The organism is Paraclostridium dentum (genome assembly GCF_048568265.1).
Classification (GTDB): domain Bacteria; phylum Bacillota; class Clostridia; order Peptostreptococcales; family Peptostreptococcaceae; genus Paraclostridium; species Paraclostridium dentum.
In genome coordinates this window covers 2,983,817-3,008,013 of the sequence record NZ_CP183813.1, presented here as the reverse complement: position 1 = coordinate 3,008,013, position 24,197 = coordinate 2,983,817, and the positions used below count along the sequence as shown (strand labels likewise).

23 protein-coding genes are annotated in these 24,197 nt (G+C 28.7%); 18 read left to right on the top strand and 5 right to left on the bottom strand.

All coding sequences use genetic code 11. The features are described from left to right. Positions 1-150 precede the first annotated feature (150 nt). The 4 genes from ACN6I1_RS14105 to ACN6I1_RS14090 are packed head-to-tail and all read left to right on the top strand — an operon-like array spanning position 151 to position 3,762. Positions 151-1,200 carry an efflux RND transporter periplasmic adaptor subunit gene (locus ACN6I1_RS14105; protein ID WP_419742256.1) on the top strand — a complete coding sequence of 350 codons (1,050 nt, stop codon included), beginning with the start codon at positions 151-153 and terminating at the stop codon, positions 1,198-1,200. Further along, the gene (locus ACN6I1_RS14100; protein WP_220795805.1) at positions 1,193-1,873 is read left to right on the top strand and encodes an ABC transporter ATP-binding protein; all 681 of its coding nucleotides are present in this window, start codon (positions 1,193-1,195) and stop codon (positions 1,871-1,873) included. Before ACN6I1_RS14105 ends, ACN6I1_RS14100 begins: the two co-directional genes overlap by 8 nt. A 2-nt stretch (positions 1,874-1,875) precedes the next feature. Beyond that, complete coding sequence (locus ACN6I1_RS14095) at positions 1,876-3,114, top strand: ABC transporter permease (protein WP_035118586.1); 1,239 nt, start codon at positions 1,876-1,878, stop codon at positions 3,112-3,114. 21 nt (positions 3,115-3,135) lie between these two features. Further along, positions 3,136-3,762, top strand: coding sequence for a YIP1 family protein (locus ACN6I1_RS14090; protein ID WP_419742255.1), 627 nt, complete (start codon positions 3,136-3,138; stop codon positions 3,760-3,762). A 46-nt stretch (positions 3,763-3,808) separates the two neighbouring features. Here the strand turns inward: ACN6I1_RS14090 and ACN6I1_RS14085 are convergent, their stop codons facing one another. Continuing rightward, positions 3,809-4,534 carry a tRNA 2-thiocytidine biosynthesis TtcA family protein gene (locus ACN6I1_RS14085; protein ID WP_419742254.1) on the bottom strand — a complete coding sequence of 242 codons (726 nt, stop codon included), beginning with the start codon at positions 4,532-4,534 and terminating at the stop codon, positions 3,809-3,811. Between the two features lie 315 nt (positions 4,535-4,849). On the opposite strand from ACN6I1_RS14085, the gene ACN6I1_RS14080 reads away from it, so the two are divergent. Beyond that, complete coding sequence (locus tag ACN6I1_RS14080; RefSeq protein WP_419742253.1) at positions 4,850-5,803, top strand: carbohydrate kinase family protein; 954 nt, start codon at positions 4,850-4,852, stop codon at positions 5,801-5,803. 48 nt (positions 5,804-5,851) lie between these two features. On the opposite strand, the gene ACN6I1_RS14075 is transcribed toward ACN6I1_RS14080, so the two are convergent. Continuing rightward, positions 5,852-7,081, bottom strand: coding sequence for an aminopeptidase (locus tag ACN6I1_RS14075; protein WP_021428103.1), 1,230 nt, complete (start codon positions 7,079-7,081; stop codon positions 5,852-5,854). A 320-nt stretch (positions 7,082-7,401) separates the two neighbouring features. On the opposite strand from ACN6I1_RS14075, the gene ACN6I1_RS14070 reads away from it, so the two are divergent. From ACN6I1_RS14070 to ACN6I1_RS14040, 7 genes are all read left to right on the top strand, one after another. Further along, positions 7,402-8,196 carry a nitroreductase family protein gene (locus tag ACN6I1_RS14070; RefSeq protein WP_419742252.1) on the top strand — a complete coding sequence of 265 codons (795 nt, stop codon included), beginning with the start codon at positions 7,402-7,404 and terminating at the stop codon, positions 8,194-8,196. A gap of 74 nt (positions 8,197-8,270) precedes the next feature. Further along, positions 8,271-9,542, top strand: coding sequence for a sensor histidine kinase (locus tag ACN6I1_RS14065; RefSeq protein WP_419742251.1), 1,272 nt, complete (start codon positions 8,271-8,273; stop codon positions 9,540-9,542). A 12-nt stretch (positions 9,543-9,554) separates the two neighbouring features. After that, positions 9,555-10,280 carry a LytR/AlgR family response regulator transcription factor gene (locus tag ACN6I1_RS14060; RefSeq protein ID WP_257440207.1) on the top strand — a complete coding sequence of 242 codons (726 nt, stop codon included), beginning with the start codon at positions 9,555-9,557 and terminating at the stop codon, positions 10,278-10,280. A 392-nt stretch (positions 10,281-10,672) separates the two neighbouring features. Then, positions 10,673-11,389, top strand: a complete 717-nt coding sequence (gene pyrF, locus ACN6I1_RS14055; protein ID WP_419742250.1) for an orotidine-5'-phosphate decarboxylase — start codon at positions 10,673-10,675, stop codon at positions 11,387-11,389. 13 nt (positions 11,390-11,402) lie between these two features. Beyond that, a complete protein-coding gene (gene carA, locus ACN6I1_RS14050) occupies positions 11,403-12,449 on the top strand; it encodes a glutamine-hydrolyzing carbamoyl-phosphate synthase small subunit (RefSeq protein ID WP_021428028.1) in 1,047 nt (348 codons plus the stop codon). A gap of 39 nt (positions 12,450-12,488) precedes the next feature. Continuing rightward, the gene (carB, locus tag ACN6I1_RS14045) at positions 12,489-15,695 is read left to right on the top strand and encodes a carbamoyl-phosphate synthase large subunit (RefSeq protein WP_419742249.1); all 3,207 of its coding nucleotides are present in this window, start codon (positions 12,489-12,491) and stop codon (positions 15,693-15,695) included. Positions 15,696-15,867: 172 nt separating this feature from the next. Then, positions 15,868-17,064, top strand: a complete 1,197-nt coding sequence (locus ACN6I1_RS14040; RefSeq protein WP_419742248.1) for a phospholipase C — start codon at positions 15,868-15,870, stop codon at positions 17,062-17,064. A 42-nt stretch (positions 17,065-17,106) separates the two neighbouring features. On the opposite strand, the gene ACN6I1_RS14035 is transcribed toward ACN6I1_RS14040, so the two are convergent. Next, entirely contained in the window at positions 17,107-17,619 is a 513-nt protein-coding gene (locus tag ACN6I1_RS14035; protein WP_419742247.1) for a ferritin, read from the bottom strand. A gap of 166 nt (positions 17,620-17,785) precedes the next feature. On the opposite strand from ACN6I1_RS14035, the gene ACN6I1_RS14030 reads away from it, so the two are divergent. Genes ACN6I1_RS14030 through ACN6I1_RS14010 form a run of 5 tightly spaced genes read left to right on the top strand, consistent with a single transcriptional unit; the run spans position 17,786 to position 20,769 of the window. Next, a complete protein-coding gene (locus tag ACN6I1_RS14030; RefSeq protein ID WP_419742246.1) occupies positions 17,786-18,658 on the top strand; it encodes a class I SAM-dependent methyltransferase in 873 nt (290 codons plus the stop codon). Then, positions 18,658-19,329: an RluA family pseudouridine synthase gene (locus tag ACN6I1_RS14025; protein ID WP_419742245.1), complete on the top strand. Its 672-nt coding sequence runs from the start codon at positions 18,658-18,660 to the stop codon at positions 19,327-19,329. Before ACN6I1_RS14030 ends, ACN6I1_RS14025 begins: the two co-directional genes overlap by 1 nt. A 2-nt stretch (positions 19,330-19,331) precedes the next feature. Then, positions 19,332-20,036 (top strand): UPF0489 family protein, encoded by a 705-nt coding sequence (locus tag ACN6I1_RS14020; RefSeq protein WP_419742244.1) that lies wholly within the window; start codon positions 19,332-19,334, stop codon positions 20,034-20,036. A 55-nt stretch (positions 20,037-20,091) separates the two neighbouring features. Further along, positions 20,092-20,598, top strand: coding sequence for an SEC-C metal-binding domain-containing protein (locus tag ACN6I1_RS14015; RefSeq protein ID WP_021428058.1), 507 nt, complete (start codon positions 20,092-20,094; stop codon positions 20,596-20,598). 9 nt (positions 20,599-20,607) lie between these two features. After that, positions 20,608-20,769, top strand: a complete 162-nt coding sequence (locus tag ACN6I1_RS14010) for a hypothetical protein (RefSeq protein ID WP_021428093.1) — start codon at positions 20,608-20,610, stop codon at positions 20,767-20,769. A gap of 158 nt (positions 20,770-20,927) precedes the next feature. Here the strand turns inward: ACN6I1_RS14010 and ACN6I1_RS14005 are convergent, their stop codons facing one another. Both ACN6I1_RS14005 and ACN6I1_RS14000 read right to left on the bottom strand, forming a co-directional pair. Beyond that, positions 20,928-21,845: a pseudouridine-5'-phosphate glycosidase gene (locus tag ACN6I1_RS14005; RefSeq protein ID WP_419742243.1), complete on the bottom strand. Its 918-nt coding sequence runs from the start codon at positions 21,843-21,845 to the stop codon at positions 20,928-20,930. Between the two features lies 1 nt (position 21,846). Further along, entirely contained in the window at positions 21,847-22,935 is a 1,089-nt protein-coding gene (locus ACN6I1_RS14000) for a PfkB family carbohydrate kinase (protein WP_419742242.1), read from the bottom strand. A gap of 219 nt (positions 22,936-23,154) precedes the next feature. On the opposite strand from ACN6I1_RS14000, the gene yabG reads away from it, so the two are divergent. Beyond that, on the top strand, positions 23,155-24,057 hold the full coding sequence (yabG, locus tag ACN6I1_RS13995) for a sporulation peptidase YabG (protein ID WP_021434248.1): 903 nt from the start codon (positions 23,155-23,157) through the stop codon (positions 24,055-24,057). The last annotated feature ends 140 nt before the right edge of the window (positions 24,058-24,197 follow it).

Sequence of the window (24,197 nt, the reverse complement as noted above, 5' to 3'; positions counted from 1 at the left end):
ATAACAAAAATATACATTTTACTCCATTAAAACCATGTTTTAGTCCATTTTTGATTTTTATAAAAATGTATATGGTAGTATGAAATTTAAAGATTTATGTAGATTTAAAAATGGGGATTTAAATTGTAAAGTTAATAGTAGGAGGGAAAAATGAAAAAAAAGCACATAGCTATAGGGTTAGCATTAGTAGTTATTTGGGGAGGAGCCATAGGTTTCTTAGCTTATAAAAGCAAAGATAAAAAAGTTAAGGAAGAGCAAGCCATTAAAAGGTATATAATTCCTGAAAATAAAAAAACTTTTTTCAGTGGAGTTGTAGAACCGTCAAAATCTAAAATTTTCTATAAAGACATAAGTAAGGGTTCAGATTATGAAATAAACAAGAAAAATGGTGAAATTGTAAGTAAAGGAAGTTTGCTTATAACATATAAAAATGAAGAAATAGCAAATCAAATATCAGATTTAGAAGATCAAATATCAGATTTAAAAAAAGAAAAAAATAAAAGTAGTGAACCTAAAAATAATGAAATTCAAAACAATACAGATGTCATGAATCCAAATGTAGGAGCTTCTATAGAAGACCAAATAAAAAGTAATAAAAAACAAATAGAGAAACTTAAGAAAAAAGAATATACACATGAATATGCTCCATTTGCAGGAAAAGTTAGTGTTTCAAGTAAAGCAGCAGAGGGTGAAAATCAAGTTTTATTAAAATTAAAAAGTAATGATTTATATGTAAAAGCACAAGTATCAGAGAGAGATTTAGAAAAAACAAAATTAAATCAAGATGTAGATATACTGGTATTAGCAAATGACAAAAATGTAAAAGGTGAAATACTTGATATTTCCTACGATCCAGAAGAGCAAGTTGTTCCAACAGAGGGAGCAGTATCAACATCTCAGGTTGCTAATTATCCAGTGACAATAAGTTTAGACTCTAAAGAAAATGTAGTAAATGGATATCATGTTCAAGTTAAATTAAAAGATACTGAAAAATTGATAGAGATACCTACTTCAGCTGTTAAGACAGAAGGAAGTAAAAAATATGTTTATTTAATAAAAGATAATAAACTTGTTAAGCAAGATATAAAAACAAAAGGAGAAAAAGGGAAATCAACAATAGTATCATCAGGCTTAAAAGAAAAAGATGAAATTGTAGAAGTTATAAATAGTGAGATGAAAGAAGGTCAGGAAATTGAATAGCTTTATCAAACTTAACAATATACAAAAATACTATGGACTAGGAAAAAATAGATTGCATGTTTTAAAGTCGTTAAGCCTGGAAATTAAGCATGGAGATTTTGTAATGATAATGGGTAAGTCAGGGAGTGGAAAGACAACCTTGTTAAATATTTTAGGGTTTTTAGATAAGTTTGATGAAGGAGAATATATTTTTGATGGAAAAGATGTTACAAATTTAACAGAAGTTGAAAGATCCCATTTTCGTAACAAAAATATAGGTTTTATATTTCAACAATTTCACTTGATAAATAATTTGAATATTTGTCAAAATATAGAATTACCTCTTCTTTATGATAATAAATTAGGAAAGAAAGAAAGATTAAAAAGAGTTGAAAATAATTTAAAAATGGTTGGATTATTAGATAAAATAAAGCAATTTCCAAATGAGTTATCTGGAGGTCAGCAACAACGTATTTCTATTGCACGAGCGCTTATTAATGATCCTCAATTAATATTTGCTGATGAGCCTACAGGTGCATTGGATACTAATACAAGTAATGAAATCATGAACATATTAAGTTCACTAAATAAACAAGGAAAAACTATTGTTATGGTTACTCATGATCCAGACCTAAAAAAATATGCAACAAAAGTGGTATACCTTAAAGACGGTGTTTTTATTGAGGAGGGATAGATATGAGTATAGAAAATTTAATCAAAAGTTCTCTGCTAAGCTTAAAAGCGAATAAATTAAGGGTTTTCTTAACTATGATAGGAATTATTATAGGTATAAGTTCTGTTGTAGTTGTATTATCTATTGGGGATGGACTTAAAGAGCAAGTTTCTAAAACAACAGGAAAAGTAAATGCAAATAAAGTTACTGTAAGTTTTTACTCTGAAAACCCTGAAGCAGATTTATCGTCTGTTGAACCGTTTATAGAAAATGATATTTATGATTTAAAACATATAGATGGGGTTGAAAAGGTTGAAAAACCAAAGGAACAGGAAAGCTTTGGTTTTGGAAATGGATTATATGGAGAGGTTAATTTTTTAGATAGACATACAACTATAGGAGCTACTCCATATGATGACGATAGTGATAGTATGAGCTTAATTCCGACTCAAAAATCAGATAAAGTTGAATATGGAAGATACTTTGAGAAAAGTGACATTAAAAATGATGTAATAGTATTAACATATCAAAATGCAAAAAAACTATTTGATGATCCTAAGTTAGCTGTAGGGAAGGCTATAAACTTAAATGGAACAATGTTTGAAGTTATTGGAGTTCAAGAAAAAGGGGAGAGCTTATTTTCAGCTAATGAAGATTTAATACAAAAAGCATCTATTGATAGAATAAATGAATTACAAAACAAGAATAAGGGAAATGAAATAACTTCTTTAGATGTTTTCATATCACCTGGATATGATTTTGATGCTGTTTCAGAGCAAGTTAAGGAAATGTTACAAGAAAATCATCCAGAAATACATGGAACATATGATGTTTTCAATCCAGGAAGTATAACGGAGGCATTTACTAAAATAATTTCAAGTATAACTATGTTTATTACTCTTATAACAGCTATATCATTATTTGTTGGAGGTATAGGTGTAATGAATATAATGTATGTTTCAGTTACGGAAAGAAAAAGAGAGATAGGAATAAGAAGAGCAATAGGAGCTACTCCTAATTCTATAATGTTGCAATTTTTATTTGAAGCTATGTTTGTAACTTTAATAGGGGGGCTATTAGGAATTTTAATAGGATTTGTTTTATCACAAATTGCAGGTATGTTCATGCCATTTAAGCCTGTGGTTACTATAAAAACATTTATAGGTGCATCAGCTACATCTGTAATAGTTGGGATTATATTTGGGATAATACCTGCATATAAAGCATCTAGACTGGATCCTATAAAGGCTATATATAATTAAAAAGTAAAAAGGAGAATATATATGAGGGATTTAAAAACATTAATAATACAACCAAAAGAATATTTCAAAGATTTTACAAAGGAAGAATATGAAAGTAAAGAACCTATAAAATTAAGATACTGGTTTATAGCTCTTGTAGCTGTAAGTATTTTAAGTGGAGTAGCGATAAATTCACAGATGTCTGACTTAGTAGGTGAGTTAGGTCTTGAAGGTATGGAAAAAACCGGATTTATGGCATTTCAATGGGCGTCATATATTGTTGGACCATTAATATATGCTTTAATATGTGTTAATATATTATACTTTGTAAGTAAAATGTTTATGGGATTTGTTGAAAATGAAGAAATAAAAGATAAGAAATATTTTAAAAGCTTGTTGTATTTAAGATTTATAGCTTTTTATATGGTTTTATGTATTTTATCTTTAATAACAACATTGGTTGTAAGTGATATACAAGCACAAACAATAGCTAGTCAGTTAAATAATATACTTATAAAATTATGGGCTACATATTTCTTATATGGAATATTTAAATATTACTTACAAACTAAAAAACTACATAAAATACTTCCAACGATTTTATACATTTTAACATTGATATTTGCAATAGGAACTATAGTAAAGACTATAATGGCTCCTGCAATGTAAAATATTAAAAATAAAAGCTACTCATTTTGAGTAGCTTTTTTGATTTCTATATATTCTTTATTTTATCTTTATCCCATATAAACAACTGATCTGAGTTATTTAGAGAGTTAAATAAATTTCTTTTAACATTAGGAATATCTAAGTTAAGTTTTTGTATGAGTTCTTTAATATTTTGTCTATTTGTGTGACCATCAGCTGGACATGGATTTTTAATTACAGGATAATTGAAATCCTTCGTTGCCTTTTTAGTCATATATTCTTCAATATAGACCATAGGTCTTATTATAGTTAAATCTTGTCTATCTAAATAAGTTTTTGGAGAAAAGCAACTAACTCTTCCTTCAAAGAACATAGACATTACAAAAGTTTCAACAGCATCATCTTTATGATGTCCTAAAGCAACTTTATTACATCCAAGTTTTTTTGCTGTATCATTTAAGGCACCACGTCTTAAATTTGCACATAAAGAACATGGATTTTTTTCTTTTCTTATATCAAATATAATTTCTTTTATATTTGTTTGAACTTCATGAAATTCAATACCTAAATTTGAACATAAATCATATAAAGGTGAATTATCAACACCACCTGGGTTTAATGTTATAGCTATAAGTTCGAATTTTTGAGGTGAGAATTTTTTATAATTATTTAAAATATGAAGAAGAGTTAAACTATCTTTACCTCCAGATAATCCAACTGCAATTTTATCTCCATCTTGTATCATATCAAAATCATTCATAGCTTGTCTTGCTTTACTTAATAACTTTTTCATAATATGGATGCCTCCTAAAAGCATAATAGTACTTAAGAATTTATTATATCAAACTAGAATTTTTATAACAATTGTAATAATTTGCATTAAATAAAAAGTATTTTTTTAGTAACAAAACTAGATAATAAAATATATAAGAGAACTGATAAAATTGAAAAAATAAATAAACTAAGAAAACGATATTAATATATTTTATTTGAAAAAATTTTTAGAAAATATTGCAAAACGTCAAAATATGTGCTTTTTTGTCTAGAAAAGGCATATATTTTTATGTTAAAATATGAAAGTGATTCTTATGGGAGGTCGAAGATAAAAATGGCAAATAATAAACAACCATACGCTTTAGTTTTTGGAGTATCAATATTTGATATAATCGGATTTACAAATGATAATTATAGATGTAACGACTCAAATCCAGGAAAAGTTAAAACTTCTTTTGGTGGAGTATGTAGAAACATAGCAGAAAATATGGCTAGAGTAGGAATAAATACAAGGTTCATATCAATATTAGGTGATGATGAAACAGGAAGAAGAATGATGGAACATTCTAAAGTTATGAACTACGATATGGAAGACTCTTTAATAATTAAAGGTGGAAGTACACCTACATATATGGCTGTTTTAAATCATGAAGGAGAACTTGAATCAGCAGTAGTTGATATGAAAGTAACTGACATGTTTACAACAGAGTTTATAGATTCAAAAACAGAAATAATAAAAAATGCTGAATATATGTTTTTAGACTCAGATAAACCTGAAATTGTTGAATATATATTAAAAACTTTTGAAGGACAAACTAAATTTATTTTAGACCCTGTGTCTGCTTGTAAAGCTAAGCATATAAAACATTTAATAAAATATTTCCATACAATAAAACCTAATAGATATGAAGCAGAAATAATGTGCGGTTTTGAAATAAAATCAGAAGATGATTTAAGAAAAGCTGGTAAACACTTTATAGACCTAGGAATAGAAAATGTATTTATAAGTTTAGATGAAGATGGTATATATTATAATAACGGAATTGAAGAAGGAACTATAAAGGCAAATAATGTTCCTGTTGTAAATGTTACAGGAGCTGGAGATTCATTTGTAGCTGGGCTAGGATATGGTTACATGAGAAACGTAAGTTTAAAAGATACAGTTAAATATGCAGTAGCTATGTCTGTTTTAACTATAGCTCATGAAGATACTATACACCCACAAATGAGCGATGATGTTGTTTTAGAACATATAGAAAAACTTAATTGGACGGAAAAAACATATTAGAATTAAAAAAGGACTATCTAAAATAGATAGCCCTTTTTTATGCATTAATTAGAATGCCCAGTTTCCATCTTGGAATATTTGAACTTTTTCACCGTTAGCTTTTTCACCAACTATGTTCATATCAGCAGAACCTATCATGAAGTCAACATGAGTTATACTGAAGTTTATACCATGCTTATCTAAATCTTCTTGTGGTATGTTAACTCCGTTTTCAACACAACTCTTATAAGCTGTACCTATAGCGAAGTGACAAGAAGCATTTTCATCATATAAAGTATTATAGAATACTATGTTTGTATCTGATATAGGAGATTTAAATGGAACTAAAGCAACTTCTCCAAGGTAGTGAGAACCTTCATCTGTATCTATTAATTTAGCTAAAGTGTCATATCCTTCTTCAGCAGTAAAGTCTACTATTTTTCCATCTTTAAATGTTAATGTAAAGTTGTTTATAACATTTCCACCGTAAACAAGAGGTTTAGTACTTGCAACTACACCATTAACACCAAATTTATGAGGTAAAGTAAATACTTCTTCTGTTGGTATATTTGGGTTGAAGTTTACTCCGTTTGGATCTTTTGAAGCTCCACTTGCCCATATATGTCCTTCAGGTAATTCCATAGTTATATCTGTTTTACCAGATTTGAAGTATAAAGTTTTAAATTTGCTATCATTTAAGAAGCTCATTCTAACTTTTAAGTTTTTATTGTGTTGATTCCAAGCTTCTATTGGATCTTCTTGGTCAACTCTTGTGCAATGGAATATTGCTTCCCACATTTTATCTATAGCTTCTTCTTCAGAAACTCCTGGGAATACTTTTTTAGACCAGTTTGCTGTAGGAACAGAAACTATACTCCATTTTGATTTATCAGATAAAGTATAAGATCTCCACTCTTGTAAAGCTTCAGCAGATGCCTTTTGGAAGTTTGCAACTTTTTGAGGATCTACATCTTTTAATAAATCTGGATCTTGAGCGTAAACAGTTAAGAAAGCTCCACCTTCTTTAGCTATTTTTACGTATTGATCAGAAACCCAAGTTGGGAACTCGTTAAAAGTTTCATCTGGAGCATTTAAATATTTTATAAGAGTACACTCTTCATCTGACCATTCTATATGTACATCCTTTGCTCCTAGGTCATAAGCTTGTTTTACAACTTTTCTTACAAATGGAGCACACTCAATAGGAGATCTAACTAATAACGTTTGTCCAGGTTGTATATTAACTCCTACCTTAACAGATAGCTCAGCATATTTTTCTAAGTTTTTTTCTAAATTCATAAAGGCACATCCTTTCAAAATAATTGTATTTAAAATAAGAATAAGTCTTTCTTAGCCTAAGTATAACATCATTTTGGTAATACATTTATAGTTTTTTTTTCGATTTAAAAAAGTTGTACTATTCTAAAATAAAAGACTATTCAAACTTATTATTTTAACAATATTATTTTTAAATACCCATAAATTTAAATTTTAAAAACGGATTGATTTTAAAAAATAAAGTAAATAATGTAACTATTTTGAGAACAATGAAAGATAGTATAAAACTATATATTTTGATATAATAATATTTATTATATTTGTAGACAGGAGGAATTAGATTGCAGTTATATGATGCTATTTTTTATAGAAAATCTATAAAAAAATACTCTACAAAAAGATTAAGCATAAATATGTTTGAAGAAGTTCGAAATTTATGTGAAGACATGGATAGTTTAAATAAAGAAATAAAGATTAAGGCCCATCCTATTTTAAAAGGGGACAGCTTGAAATTTATAATAAAAAAGAGACATAGGCTAGTTGCTCCTCACTATATAGTTTTAACAGTTCAATTTCCTGAAGTAGAAGAAATAGAAGATGGGGAAGGTGAAAAACCAACTCCAATAAAATATTTAGATAGTGTGGGATTTGCTGGAGAAGAGTTAATTTTAAAATTAACAGAAATGGGATTAGCAGCCAGCTGGTTAGATGATAATTTTAATAAAGAGTCTATATTAGACTTTGTACACTTAGAAGAAAATGAAAAGCCAGTAATGTTAATAGCTATAGGATTTCCAGATGGAAATGAATTGTTTAGAAAAGAAAATGAAAATATAGATAGAAAACCAATGAAAAAGATTGCTAAGAATGTAGACGAAAAATGGACTAATATAATTGAATGTGTAAGAATAGCGCCATCATACAAAAATTCGCAACCATGGAGATTTTATCAAAATAATGGATCTCTTGATATATATATGAAAAAAGATTCAGATGAAAACATGAATCAAATTAATATGGGGATAGCTTTAAAGCATTTTGAAATTGGATGTAAATATCATAATATAGATTTTAAATATGTAAAATTAGACGTTAAAGACAAATTAAGAAAAGAATATTATATAAGTGTCGTATAATTAAGGAGTAACTCTATTTTTATATAGGGTTACTCTTTAATTTTGTAAAATTTAATAGAAAGGTATATGGGGATATGTTTCATTTTTATATGCTTTTGACAAGTATAGGGGTCTATTTAAGTTTCACAAATCTTTACGATTTTAAGAGAAATAAAATAAAATTAACTGCTTATTTTATTATTTTATATATAGGATTGTCTGTAACAGCCAGGTATTTAAAAATTTCACCATTATATGGATTAAATATTATAAATGCTATTGTAGTTTATAAAATAACAAAAAAAACATTATTAACTATAGCAATACCTCTTATGTCCACGGTTCTATACATAACGGTTAATATATTTTGTTATAATATGATTGCATTTTTAACTGGGGTAAATATATATAAATTAGGAAACTATATTTATTTAATTTGTTATTATATTATTACATATATAATAATTGTAATGGTTTCTAGATTTTTAAATAATACATTTATAAATAATTTAGAAGAATTTAGCATATTAGATAGATTTAAACTTCAAGTATTAATAGTATTAACGAGTATATTATCTATTTGTATATATTTTGAAACAAATAGTCAAACAAATGTTGTTTGTGCATTGGGATTAGAAATGGATAGAAATGGAGTATTGCCATTTATATATTTTATAACTTTTTTATGTACTATATTTCTTATTATGTTAATAAATAATCAAAAAAGAATTAAAGAAATAGATGAATATAATAAAAAATTAGAATATGCAACTAATGAAATGAAAAAATTTAGGCATGATTATAAAAATATAATGCTATCTATGTGTGGGCATATAGAATCCAATGATTTAGATGGATTAAAGAAATTCTTTTATTCACATATTGAATGCTTGAGTAAGGAGCTAGATTTATTCAATTTAACATGGTCATCAATAGGTAATATAGAGTGTATAGAGGTTAAAGGGGTAGTAGCTTCTAAGTTAATACATGCTGAAAAAAATAAAATAAAAACAAACTTACATATTCCAAATATTATATCAGAAGTAAATTTTAATATATTGGATTTATGTAGGATATTAGGAATTCTTTTAGATAATAGTATAGAGGCTTGCTTGGAGTCTCAAGACCCGTCTTTAAATATTTTAATTTTAGAAAAAACAAATCTTACATCTATAATTATTTCAAATACGTATAAACAAAAGGTCGAAGATGTATCGTTATTATTTGAAAAAGGATTTTCATCAAAGGGAGAAGAAAGAGGAATGGGATTGAGCAATCTAAAAGATATATTGAAAAATTATGAAAATGCATTTTTTAATATAAAAATTGAAGATGAGTTTATTCAACAGTTAGATATATATAAATAAGGAGGAGTTAGGATGAGGATATTTATATGTGAGGATGATAAAGAGCAAAGGCGTAAGCTAGAAGAGTCTATATTATCTATTTTAGAAATTGAAGATATAGGTGGAGAAATAACATTATCTACTGATTCAGCACAAGAAATTTTAAGTTATATATCAGAGTCTAAGGATAGAGGGGTATATTTCTTAGATATCAATATAGGTGGAGATGTAAATGGAATTCAACTAGCTAAACAAATAAATGAAATAGATACAAAAGCGATTATAGTTATAATTACATCACATAAAGATATGAGTCATCTTACTTTTAAATATCATATAGGGGCTATAGATTATATAGTTAAAGAAAATTTTGAAGAAGTAAGTAAAAGAGTCAAAGAATGTATATTAGTTGCTAATGAAAAGATAAAGAATGAATTAGAAGAGGATTGTTTTTTTATTGACAAAGTGGATAAAATAGAAAAAGTTAAATATGATGATATTTTATATTTTGAAACGTGCAAAAAAAGATTTATAGCTCTTAGAACAGAGAATAGTTATATAGAGTTTAGTGGTACTTTAAAAGAGTTAGAATCTCAGTTGGACAATAGATTTATCAGATGTCATAAGTCTTATATAATAAATAAATTAAAAGTTAAAAGTATAGATAAAAAACAGAGAATTATTACTATGGAAGGTGGTAATAAATGCTATGTATCTTTATTACTGCTGAAAAAAACTATAGATAGTATTTTAGTTTAGATTATTATGTAAAGGTTTTAAAAATAGTTGACATGACTATAAATAAATGTAATAATTATAAAAAAGAGAAAGCTTTAAATTATCCCGAGAGGATATAAAGCCACAGTTTCAATAAAAAATGAAAATAAAACTTCCTTGAAAGTAGTCCAGAGAGGCTAGTAAGGTTATATATGAAGATATGTTTAATTTGTGTACATATAACCTCTAACTGGATTAGTTAGAGGTTTTTTTAATATAAAAATCAAATAATAAAGTCTTTTAAACTAGTCCAGAGAGGCTGGGAAAGATATCGTCATAACAAAAAATAGTTATGAAATATTGAATCCTTACACCTCTATAGGTGTAAGGATTTTTCTGATATTAGGGGCTTTATGTAAAAAGGAGAGAGTAAAATGATAAATGGAAAAGATAAGCTGATTGTAGCTATAGATACTAACGACTTTGATAAAGCTAAGGAATTAATAGATAAGCTAGAGGATAGTGTTGATATATTTAAGGTTGGGTTAGAACAATATGTAGCAACAAGAGGGAAAACTGTAGATTATTTAAAAGAAAAAGGAAAAAAAATATTTTTAGATTTAAAGTTTCATGATATTCCAAACACAATGCAAAGTGCAGTAAGAGCAGCAGTAAGAGATAATGTATGGTTAATGACAATCCATGTTTCTGATATGGAAGGAATGAGACAGTGTGCATTCGCTGCAAAAGAAGAAGCTGAAAAGTTAGGAATAGAAAAACCAATAATAGTAGGAGTTACAGTATTAACTTCTTTAAGCGATAAAGATTTACAAGATATAGGATGTAATATGACAACTCAAGAGTTAGCAATAAAAAGAGCTAAGTTAGCTAAGGAAGCTGGTATAGATGGAATAGTTTGTTCTGCTCAAGAGGTTGATAGAATAGTAGAGGCTTGTGGAAGAGAATTTGTTACAGTATGTCCAGGAATAAGACCTAAGACATCTGATGCTGGAGATCAAAAAAGAGTTGTTACACCAAAAGATGCTATAAATAAAGGAGCTCACTATTTAGTTGTTGGAAGACCTATAACTAAGGCTGAAAATCCAAGTGAAGCTGCTGAAAAAATAATAAATGAAATAGAAAATGCTTAAAGGGAGGTAAGTTATGAAAGCTAGATTAATATTAGAAGATGGAACTATATTTGAAGGTAAAGCTTTTGGATATTTAAAGGATAGTGTAGGAGAGGTAGTTTTTAACACTTCAATGACAGGATATGGAGAAGTTTTAACAGACCCGTCATACTATGGTCAAATAGTAACAATGACTTACCCGCTAATAGGAAACTATGGAATAAACTTAGAAGACGTAGAGTCATCAGGAGTTCATGTGAAGGGGTTCATAGTAAGAGAGAAATCAGATAATCCAAATAATTTTAGATGTGAAATGGATATAGACACTTATTTGAAACAAAATAAAATTATAGGACTTGAAGGAATAGATACAAGAGCATTAACTAAGATTTTAAGAAATAATGGAACTATGAGAGGAATAATAACTTTAGAGAACTTTACATTAGAAGATGTTGTTTCTAAAATAGGAAAATTCTCAAATACAGAAGCTGTTAAAACAGTTACTAGAAAAGAGAAAGAATATATAAAAGGAAATGGACCTAAAGTAGCAGTTATGGACTTTGGGGTTAAACAAAATATATTAAGATCATTTAAAGCAAGAGGATGCGATTTAGTTGTATTCCCAGCAACAACAAGTGCTGATGAAATACTTAAGGAAAATCCCGATTTAATATTCTTATCTAATGGACCTGGAGATCCAGAAGATTTAGAAGATGTTATAAAAAATATAAAAGAATTAATAGGTAAAAAACCTATAGCAGGTATATGCTTAGGACATCAATTACTAGCCTTAACACTTGGAGGTCAAACAGGAAAACTTAAGTTTGGACATAGAGGTGGAAATCATCCAGTAAAAGATTTAGAAGACCAGAAAGTATATATAACATCTCAAAATCATGGATATTATGTATCTAGAATGCCAGAAAACATGGAAGTAACACATATAAATTTAAATGATAATACTGTTGAAGGTATGAGACACAAAGAACTACCAATATATAGTGTTCAGTACCATCCAGAGGCTTGTCCAGGGCCAAAAGACAATGATTATATATTTGATAAGTTTTTAGCACTAATATAAGCGATTGTTTAAATTAACTTAGATAAGGAGAAATAAATTATGCCTAAAATAGATAATATAAAAAAGACATTAGTACTAGGTTCAGGACCGATAATAATAGGACAAGCAGCTGAGTTTGACTATTCAGGAACACAAGCTTGCCAAGCGTTAAAAGAAGAGGGAATAGAAGTTGTTTTAATAAACAGTAACCCAGCTACAATAATGACTGATGGAGAAGTAGCGGATAAGATATATATAGAACCATTAACAATAGAATTTATAGAAAAAATAATAGAAAAAGAAAGACCAGATAGTATATTAGCAGGAATGGGAGGTCAAACAGGACTTAACTTAGCTGTTGAACTTCATGATGCAGGAATACTTGATAAATATAATGTAAGAGTTTTAGGAACTTCTATAGATTCTATAAAAAAAGGTGAAGACAGAGATTTATTTAGAGAAGTAATGAAAGAAATAAACCAACCAGTAGTTATTAGTGATATAGTAACTAACTTAGAGGATGGATTAGCATTTGCAGAGAAAATAGGATATCCGGTAGTAGTAAGACCTGCATACACTCTAGGAGGAACTGGAGGAGGTATAGCTGACAACGAGGAAGAGTTAACAGAAATACTTTCTCAAGGACTACAATTAAGTCCAGTAAGCCAAGTACTACTTGAAAAAAGTATAAAAGGTTGGAAAGAAATAGAGTATGAAGTAATGAGAGATTCTAATGGTAACTGTATAACAGTATGTAATATGGAAAATATAGATCCAGTTGGAGTTCATACAGGAGACAGTATAGTAGTAGCACCGAGCCAAACTTTAAGTGATAAAGAATATCAAATGCTTAGAAAAGCATCAATAGATATAATAAATGCTATAGAAGTTCAAGGGGGATGTAATGTTCAAATAGCTTTAAATCCTCACAGTTTAGAGTATGCAATAATAGAAATAAACCCAAGAGTAAGTAGATCTTCTGCACTTGCATCAAAGGCTACAGGATATCCAATAGCTAAGGTTGCAGCTAAAATTGCATTAGGATATACATTAGATGAAATACAAAATGCTGTTACTAAAAAGACTTATGCATGTTTTGAACCTACATTAGATTATGTAGTTGTAAAAATACCTAAATGGCCATTCGATAAATTTAAGCAAGCTAACAGAAAGTTAGGAACAAAGATGATGGCTACAGGAGAAATAATGAGTATAGGAAGTAATTTTGAAGCAGCTATACTTAAAGGAATAAGATCTCTTGAAATAGGAAAATACTCATTAGTTCACAAGGCATCTGAAGATAGAAGTATAGAAGAACTAAAAGCAAGAGTAGTAGTTCCTGATGATGAAAGACTATTTGACTTAGCTGAAATGATAAGAAGAGGCTATAAGCTAGCGATGATAGAACAAATCACTGGAGTTGACAAGTGGTTTATAAATAAATTTAAGTGGATAGTAGAGCAAGAAGAGAAGTTAAGAGGAATGCATATAGAAGATTTAAATAAAGAATATTTACTAGAGTTAAAGAAAAAAGGATTCTCAGATAAAGGGATAGCTGATTTAATGAAAATAAGTCCAGCTAAAGTTTATGAATTAAGAAGCTTATATAATATAAATCCATCATATAAAATGGTTGATACTTGTGGAGGAGAGTTTGACGCTTTATCTCCATATTACTACTCAACTTACGAACAATATGACGAGGTAGTAGTAAGTGATAAGAAAAAGGTAATAGTTTTAGGGTCTGGACCAATAAGAATAGGTCAAGGTATAGAATTTGATTATTGCTCAGTTCACTGTGTAAAATCTTTAAGAGCACAAGGAATAGAAACTATAATAGTAAATAACAATCCAGAAACAGTAAGTACAGATTTTGATACTTCTGATAAATTATACTTTGAACCACTAACAGAAGAAGAAGTTTTAAATATAATAGAAAAAGAAAATCCAGATGGAGTTATACTTCAATTTGGAGGTCAGACAGCTATAAAATTAGCTAAATTCCTAGATGAAAAGAAAATAAAGATATTAGGAACTAGTTGCAAGGATATAGATGCAGCTGAAGATAGAGAGAAGTTTGATGAGTTATTAGAAAAACTAGATATAAATAGACCGAAAGGTAAAGCTATATGGTCAGTAAACGAAGGTATTGAAGAAGCTAAAAAGTTAGGATATCCAGTACTTGTTAGACCTTCATATGTTCTAGGTGGTCAAGGAATGGAAATAACTTATGATGAAAATAAGTTAGCTCAATATTTGAAAGATGCATTTTTAAGAGATACTAAAAATCCTGTACTTATAGATAAATACTTAACTGGTAGAGAAATAGAAGTAGATGCTATATGTGATGGAGAAGAAATATTAATACCAGGTATAATGGAACATTTAGAGAGAGCTGGAGTTCACTCTGGAGATAGTATAACAATGTATCCAAGTCAAAACATAAGTGACGAAATAAAAGCAAAAATATTAGATTATACGAAAAAAATTGCTTTAGAATTAAACGTATTAGGAATGGTTAATATCCAGTTTATAGAGTTCCATGGAGAACTGTATATAATAGAAGTTAACCCAAGAGCTAGTAGAACAGTTCCATATATAAGTAAGGTTAGTAAGGTGCCTATAGTGGATTTAGCTACGAAATGTATGTTAGGAGCTAAGTTAAAAGATTTAGGATATGGAACAGGAGTTTATAAAGAGCCTAAGCTAATATCTGTAAAAGTGCCAGTATTCTCAATGTCAAAGCTTGCTAAGGTAGATGTAAGCTTAGGGCCTGAAATGAAATCTACAGGAGAAGTTTTAGGAGTAGGAGAAACTTTAGAAGAAGCTTTATACAAAGGATTCTTAGGTGCTGGTAAAAAGATGTCTAATAAAAGAGGTGTTGTTTTAGCAACTATAAATAACTATGATAAAGATGAGTTTATAGAAATAGCTAAAGACATGAATGAGTTAGGATATACATTTGTAGCAACAGAAGGAACGGCTGAATCTTTAAGAAAAAATGGAATAGAAGCTACAATAGTAAATAGAGTAGAAGAAGCTAGACCTAACATATTAGATGTTATAAGAAACAAGCAAGTTGATATAGTAATAAATACACCTACTAAAGGAAATGACTCAACTAGAGATGGGTTCAAGATAAGAAGAACAGCTACGGAGTTTTCAACAGAAGTAATGACTTCGTTAGATACATTAAAAGCTTTAGTAGAAGTTAAGAAAAAAGAAATAAATAGAGATGGATTAGCAGTTTACAATATAGCAGACTAAGAGATTATGGAGTTGTTTTTAGATAATTAAAACAACTCCATATTTTTTTAAAATTCTAATTTTACTCCCTTATATCGATATTTTAGTCCAAAAATATTGTTAAAAAAATAAAAAATGATAATATTTGACATGAAAGAAATGTAATACAAGAGGATATTAGGGAGGTCAATACATGAAAGCTTTAAAAAAAGTATCGAATATACTGTGCATATTAGGGTTATGTACTCTTATGGGGGGGACTTCTTATGCATGGGATGGTAAAAAAGATGGAACAGGAACACATTCATTAATAGCAGAGCATGGGTTAACTATGCTAAATAATGATTTAAGCGGAAATGAATCTCAGCAAGTTAAGGACAATATTAAAATATTAAATGAATATATAGGGGATTTAAAGTTAGGGTCTACATATCCAGATTACGATCCTAATGCATATGACTTATATCAAGATCATTTCTATGATCCTGATACTGGAAACAATTTTACTATAGATAACAGTTGGTATGCATCATATCCTATATATGATACTGCAGAAACTCAAGTAAGAAAGTTTACTACATTGGCTAAAAATGAATGGGAAAAGGGGAACTTCAAAGAAGCTGCATTCCTTTTAGGACAGGGATTACATTATTTAGGGGATTTAAATACTCCATACCATGCTTCAAATGTAACTGCAGTAGATAGTCCTGGGCATGTTAAATATGAAACATTTGTAGAAGAAAGAAAAGATAACTATGCTTTAAATACTTCAGGAAATGACACTACATCAGGAGTATATAAAAAAGCTATGGAAAATCCAAGTTTTAATAAATGGATGACACAAAACTCTATCAAATATGCTAAGATAGCTAAAGATTTATATTATAGTCATTCAACTATGAGTCATAGTTGGGATGATTGGGATTATTCTGGAAGAGAAGCTATAAAAAATTCTCAAGTATGTACTGCTGGATTTTTATATAGATTCATGAATGAAGTATCTAATGTAAATACAGGAGATAATGATTCATTAACTAATGAATTTAATATAGTATTAAAGACTGCAGATAATAAATATGCAGGAACTGATGATAATGTATATTTCGGATTTGAAACAAATGAAGGTAAGAAATTTGAATGGAAATTAGATAATGCAGGAAATGACTTTGAAAGAAATCAAGTAGACAACTATATATTAAAAACAAAAGATGGAGAAGAAGTAGATATAAATAATATATCTAACTATTGGATAAGAAAAGAAAAATTAACATCTATAAGTGATGATTGGGAATTAAGTAATTTCAAATTAATAGCAAATGGAAAAGTAATACAACAACAAGATGTAAATAAAGTGTTTACAGGCAACGAAACTTACTACATAAATAAATAATAAAAAAGCTGTTTAATAAATTTATTAAACAGCTTTTTTAGTTTAAGCGTTTGGTGCGATTGGTACGTAAGTTCTTTGAGCTAATTCTTGGTCTATCATTAAAAGACCAGCAGGATCATTTTTTAGCAATCTTAACTTTCTAACTATTTTTTCCATGCTTTCTTCCTCTTCAGATTGCTCATCTATGAACCATCTTAAGAAAGAAGATGTTGTATGATCTTTTTCAGATATTGCTAAATCAGTTAACTCATGAATTGAATTAGTTATAAGTTTTTCGTGGTTTAATGCTAATTCAAACACTTCTAAAGGACTTTCAAAGTCACTTTTAGGTTGTTCAATAGCTTGTAAAATTATTTTTCCACCAGCTCTACTTATGTAATTGAATAACTTATAAGCATGATCTCTTTCTTCTTTAGCTTGTACATTAAAGAAGTTTGCGAAACCATCTAAATTGTTATCCATGAAGTATGCCTCCATAGACATATAAAAATATTCAGAAAAGAACTCCATTTGAAGCTGATTGTTTAATGCATCTAAAATTTTTTGACTTGCCATAAAAAACCCCTCCTAAGTAAACATTTAAAATTTTAATACAATACTATTATACAATAGTATTACCAAATTTTAAGAATAAGTATATAAACTCTTTAAAATACTCAAAATATCAAGTAATAATATGATATAATACATAAATTGAGATTAATTTTTTAGGAGGAAATCAATGTTATTATTAGCTGATAAATGGAAAGATTATGAACTTATAGATATGGGTAATGGAGAAAAATTAGAGCGTTGGGGAGATGTTGTTTTAAGAAGACCAGATCCTCAGGTTATGTGGCCAATTGCTGAAGAAAAAGGATTATGGAAAAACCCACATGGACATTACCACAGAAGTAGTAGAGGTGGAGGCCAATGGGAACATAAAAAGAAATATCCAGAAAAGTGGACAATAAGTTATAAAAACCTTAAATTCAATATAAGCCCAACTGGGTTTAAGCATACAGGATTATTCCCAGAGCAAGCTGCTAACTGGGACTGGTCAATGGAAATGATAAAAAATGCTGGTAGACCTATAAAAGTTTTAAACTTATTTGCATATACAGGTGGAGCAACTGTTGCTTGTGCAGCTGCTGGAGCGGAAGTATGTCATGTAGATGCATCTAAAGGTATGGTAACTTGGGCAAAGGAAAATTTACAAACTTCTGGATTAGGAGATAGAAAAGTAAGATTTATAGTAGATGATGTTGTTAAGTTTGTAGAAAGAGAAATTAGAAGAGGAAATAAATACGATGCTATAATAATGGATCCACCTTCATATGGAAGAGGGCCTAAAGGTGAAGTATGGCAAATAGAAGAAAAATTATATGGACTAGTTGAACTATGCACAAAAGTTTTATCAGACAATCCTTTATTCTTCTTAATAAACTCATACACAACAGGATTATCTCCAATTATACTTGAGCATATATTAGATGCAACAGTTGCTAAGCATGCTAAAGGTGGAAATATATATGGTGGAGAAATAGGATTACCTACATCAAAAGATGGTAAAGTTCTTCCTTGTGGTATATTTGGAAGATGGGAGTCTAAATAATGGTAAAAGTATTATATGAAGATAATCATTTATTAGTTGTAGAAAAGCCTGTAAATATATTATCGCAAGGTGATGATACTAATGATAAAGATATGGTTAATCTTTTGAAGCAATATGTAAAAGTTAAATATAATAAACCTGGAAATGTATTTATAGGACTTGTGCATAGACTAGATAGACCTGTAGGGGGAGCAATGGTGTTTGCAAAGACATCTAAAGCTGCGTCTAGACTATCTGAGCAAGTCAGAAATAAAACATTTAAAAAGACATATAGGGCTGTATTAAATGGTAGCATGAAAAAAGATGCACATACTTTAAAAGATTTTCTTTATAAAAATAAAAAGACTAATATGGTCAGTGTAGTTAATAAAGATCATAAAGATGCTAAAAATGCAGAATTAAGTTATACTACTTTAGGCAAAGAAGATAAATTTAGCATGGTTGAAGTAGATTTAAAAACTGGAAGATCTCATCAAATAAGAGTTCAATTTTCAAGCAGAAGACATCCTCTATTTGGAGATCAAAGATATGGTCAAAATATAAATAAAGTTGGAGATCAAATAGCATTATGGTCTTATAAAATTGAAATAGACCATCCGACTACTAAGGAAAAAATGGAATTTATCTGTGAGCCGCCTAATGAATATCCTTGGAATTTATTTGAGGTTTAAATATGGAAAAGTACAATGGATTTTATATAGAGGAGCCTGTTGGAAATAATATATTTTCTTATGATGAAAGAAAAAATAAAAAAATATTTGTTCCTAAGTTGATAGAAGGAAATTTGGATTTTGTAAAGGTTGGAGAAAAAATAGTATTTAGTGAAATTGATTTTGATAAAGAAATAAATGCTATCGGATTAGAGAATATGGTTAAGTTTAACTATAAAGATAAAGATATTTATATTTTTGATAACCATAATCACTCCTTTTACTTTTGGATTAAAAGTTTAAAAAAAGGAATGTTTAATAAAGGATGCAAATTAGTTCACATAGACCAACATAAAGACATGAGAGAGCCAGAAGATTATAACGTTGATATAAATGATATAGATGATGTATTTAGGTACACAAACTATGTTTTAAATGTAGGGAACTTTATAAAACCTGCATTGCATCACGATATATTTTCAGAGGCTGTAATAATAGATAGCACTTATGGATTTGAATTAGATGTTGAGGGTGAAATAGTATTAGATATAGATTTAGATATATTTTCTAAAGATATGGAATATATATCCTATGATTTAAGAGTAAATAAGATAAAAGAATATATAGATAGAGCTAAGGTTATAACTATTGCAAGTAGCCCGTTTTTTATAGAACAGGACTATGCTATAAAAGTATTAAAAGAATTATTCAATTATGATATAATATAAGAGTTAGATATTTATAATTAAGCATGATTTATTCATGAACTAGGAGGAAATTAAAATGAGTTTATATACTACATGGAGATCATTAAGTGAAAACCACAATAGCCAAGAAGAAGAAATAAAGTTCTGGGAAGAGTACTTAAAGAAAGAAACAGAAATATACAATGAAATATTAAATAATAAAAAAGATGTTATAGAAGGAAAAGTTAGCGATTTAGCAGCTGCTCACAATACATCTGTTGAATACATGATGGGATTCATAGATGGAATAAGTGAAAGTTTAAAAGAAGAATTTTCAGAAGAGAAATTAGAAACTATAGAAGCTGATACAGAGATAAAATTAGAAATAGACTGGGAAAAGTTATACTACAATATGGTAGCAGTAGAAGCTCACTGGTTATATAACTTAGAAGGATGGAATGGAATATTATCAGAAGATAAGAAAAAAGAATTACAAAAAGCTTTCAAAGCTACAAAAACAGTAGTTAAAGATGACAAGATAGGAAGAAATGAGCCTTGTCCATGCGGAAGCGGTAAAAAATTCAAAAAATGTTGTGGAAAATAAGGAGATAAAATGTTTTTACTAAAATTCATTGATGAAGATGATAATCTATCTACAAAAGAATTTACATCATTAAATTCTTTAAAGGATTACGTTAAGGATAACGACATCGATAAGACGTGGCATCAAGTGGAAGAAGTAAAAAAAGTAATTCCTAATTTAAAAGAAGAATAAAAAAGGAGCTAAGGCTCCTTTTTTTATTCTTAGTAAATTATATTTAATCCTGAACTTTGGATAAATATAATTTGCAACTTATAATCTTGAGCAACGGACAAAGTCGTTGGCGACATAAAGTGGTTCGCAGACGTAGTCGCTCAAGCGAAGCGAATTTTTTATTTTAACTCTGATAAGTCTTTAGCTATTTGAGCTGCAACCTTAGCGTTATTATAAACTAGTTCTATATTGGCATCTAAGCTTTTTCCATCTGTGATAGTCTTTACTCTATCTAATAAGAATGGTGTTACCTTCTTACCAGCTATATTTTTTTCCTCAGCTTCTTTTAAAGCTGATTCAATAGCGTTGTTTATAGTATCATAATCCATTTCAAATTCTTTAGGTATTGGATTGCCGATTACCATACCACCTTTTAAATTTAAATCCCATTTAGCTTTTAATGCTGAAGCTACTTCTAAAGAAGATTCAACTTTATAATCAACTCCAAATCCACTTTTTCTAGTATAGAATGCAGGGAATTCTTCAGTTTCAAAACCTATAACTGGAACACCGTTAGTTTCTAAATATTCTAAAGTAAGACCTATATCTAGTATAGATTTGGCGCCTGCACAAATTACTGCAACATTTGTATTTGCTAATTCTTGTAAATCAGCAGATATATCAAATGTTTCTTGAGCTCCCCTATGTACACCACCTATACCTCCTGTAGCAAATACTTTAACTCCAGCTAAGTTAGCTAATATCATTGTAGTAGCAACTGTAGTAGCTCCATTTAACTTCTTAGATATAATAAAAGGTAAATCTCTTCTACTAGCTTTAACAATATCTTTGCTAGTTCCTAAGAATTCAATTTCTTCGGTTGTAAGACCTACTTTTAAAACTCCATCTATTATAGCTATAGTAGCCGGAATAGCTCCATTTTCTCTAATTATTTTACTAACTGTTTTAGCCATCTCTATATTTTTAGGATAAGGCATACCATGAGAAATTATAGTTGATTCTAATGCTACCACTGGAAGACCTTCTGCTAAAGCTTTTTTAACCTCTGGATGGACATTTAAGTATTTTTCTAACATTTTAGATCATCTCCTTTAAAATTTTTTCAACACTATCAACAGACATACTTGGATTAATAGTGTTTTTATGCATTAATGTAAGTATAGAAGCAGCTGTTGCGAATTCAGCTGTGTCTCTTAAATTGAAATTATGAAGGTATCCATAGACAAGTGCAGATAAAAATGCATCTCCAGCACCTGTAGCACTAATAGTGTCAACCTTAACTCCTGAAAGTAATAAGTGATTTTCTTTATTAGCACAGAATACGCCATCTTTACCTAATGTTATAAAAACATTTTTAACACCTTTTTCTAGGAAGTATTTGGCACATTCATATAAATCTTCTTCGTTATTTATCTTTATTCCTGATAGTATCTCAGCTTCTAGCTTATTAGGTTTTATAGTATTAAATCTTCCTATAATATCTTTTATCTTCATACTTTTTTGAGTAGAAACTGTATCTATAAAAATAGGTATATCAGTGTAAGTCTTACTTATATAATCAATAACATCGAAAGATAAATTTGTATCTAAAACAATAGCTAATGAATCTTTTATAGCTGAGTGTTTTGAAATAATATAGTCAACATCAATTTTATTGATTATATCCATATGAGATATAGCTAGCTGCATATCTTGGTCATTGTTTAAAATTGATAAATACATAGATGTTGGGAATGAATCAGATATATAACAATCTGATGCATCTATATTTAGTTTTTTACATTCTGTTAGTATACGACTTCCATAAATATCATTCCCTATAGCAGATATAAGTTTAGTATTTACTCCGAGTTTAGAAATATTTTCGCAAATATTTCGTGCAACACCTCCTAAAGAAATATCAATCTTTCCAGGGTTTGAATCAAACATTGTAAGAGTATTACTAGGAGAACCCTGTATATCGACGTTAGCGCCGCCTATAACGGTTACAAACTTACTTGCGCTTATGATATAACCTTTTCCTTTTATATAGCCTTTCTTCATCAAATTTGTTATGTGCACAGCAACAGAAGATCTTGTTATATTGAGCATGTCAGCTAATGTTTGCTGTGAAACCATAGGATCATTCTTTAAAATATCTAAAATTTCTTTTTCTCTATCAGTCATTAGTATCACCATATCTAAATATTTGCTTATATAAATAAGCATTTGTTAAGAATATAATATCATTTAAACAAGTTGATTTCAATGATAAATATCACATATTGTAAATTATTTAAATGAGACTTAGTAATATAAAACAAATTAAAGGTACATAGTAACAATATTTGTCGACGGTCATATTATAAAGTAAGAACACAAATTTTATAGGAGGACAACTATATTATGAAGATAGGAGACATCGTTGTAAGAAAGTCTTATGAGAAAGATATTATATTTAGAATAATAGGGTTTGAAATAGATGAGAATAATCAAAAGATAGCTATTCTAAAAGGAGTTGCCTTTAGAATAATTGCAGATTCAGGAATAGATGACTTGGAGAAAGTAAACTTTTACGATATGAAAGATACATTAATAGACAAAGATGTTGAAAATATTTTGCATAAAAGTATAAAAAAAACTAGAGAGAGAAATAGAAGACTAAACAGAGCTATGCAAAAGTCCTCAAATAATAATAAGCAAGCTCAAGGTCAAGGTCAAAATCAAGTTCAAAATTCATATGGAATGCCAGGGAAAGTTCTTCATATAGACGGAGATCCTGAATATTTAAAAATTTGCCTAGATGTTTATACTAAATTGGGAATTCCGGCAGTGGGTAAAGCTATACCTGAGAGCCTTCAATATAAAGAAGTTAGAAATTTGTTAGAACAACATAATCCATCTATATTAGTTATAACAGGACACGATGCTATAGTTAATAGTAAAGGAAACCTTAAAGATATTAAAAATTATAGAAATACAGCTAATTTTATAAAAACAGTAAAAGAAGCTAGAAAATATGATCCATCATTAGATAGTTTAGTTATATTTGCTGGAGCATGCCAATCTAATTATGAAGAAATAATAAAATCAGGAGCTAATTTTGCAAGTTCTCCAAGTCGTGTAATGATACATGCGCTAGATCCTTTATTGGTCGTAGAAAAAATTGCTTGTTCCAGAATAGATAAAGTTGTTCCTTTAGATGAAATATTAAACCATACAGTTACAGGGATTAAAGGTGTCGGAGGTATAGAAACCAGAGGGAAATTTAGATTAACCATGCCGTTGGCTATATATAATGGGTATTGATTTTGTGTATAAAAAAATATATAGATTATAATCCAAATTTAGAAAAAAAAACAGTATTGACTTTTTATCAAAAAATATATAAAATATTTAGTTTGGGTTTGACAAAAAAGTTTGATTGTGGTAATATTAAAATGACAAAC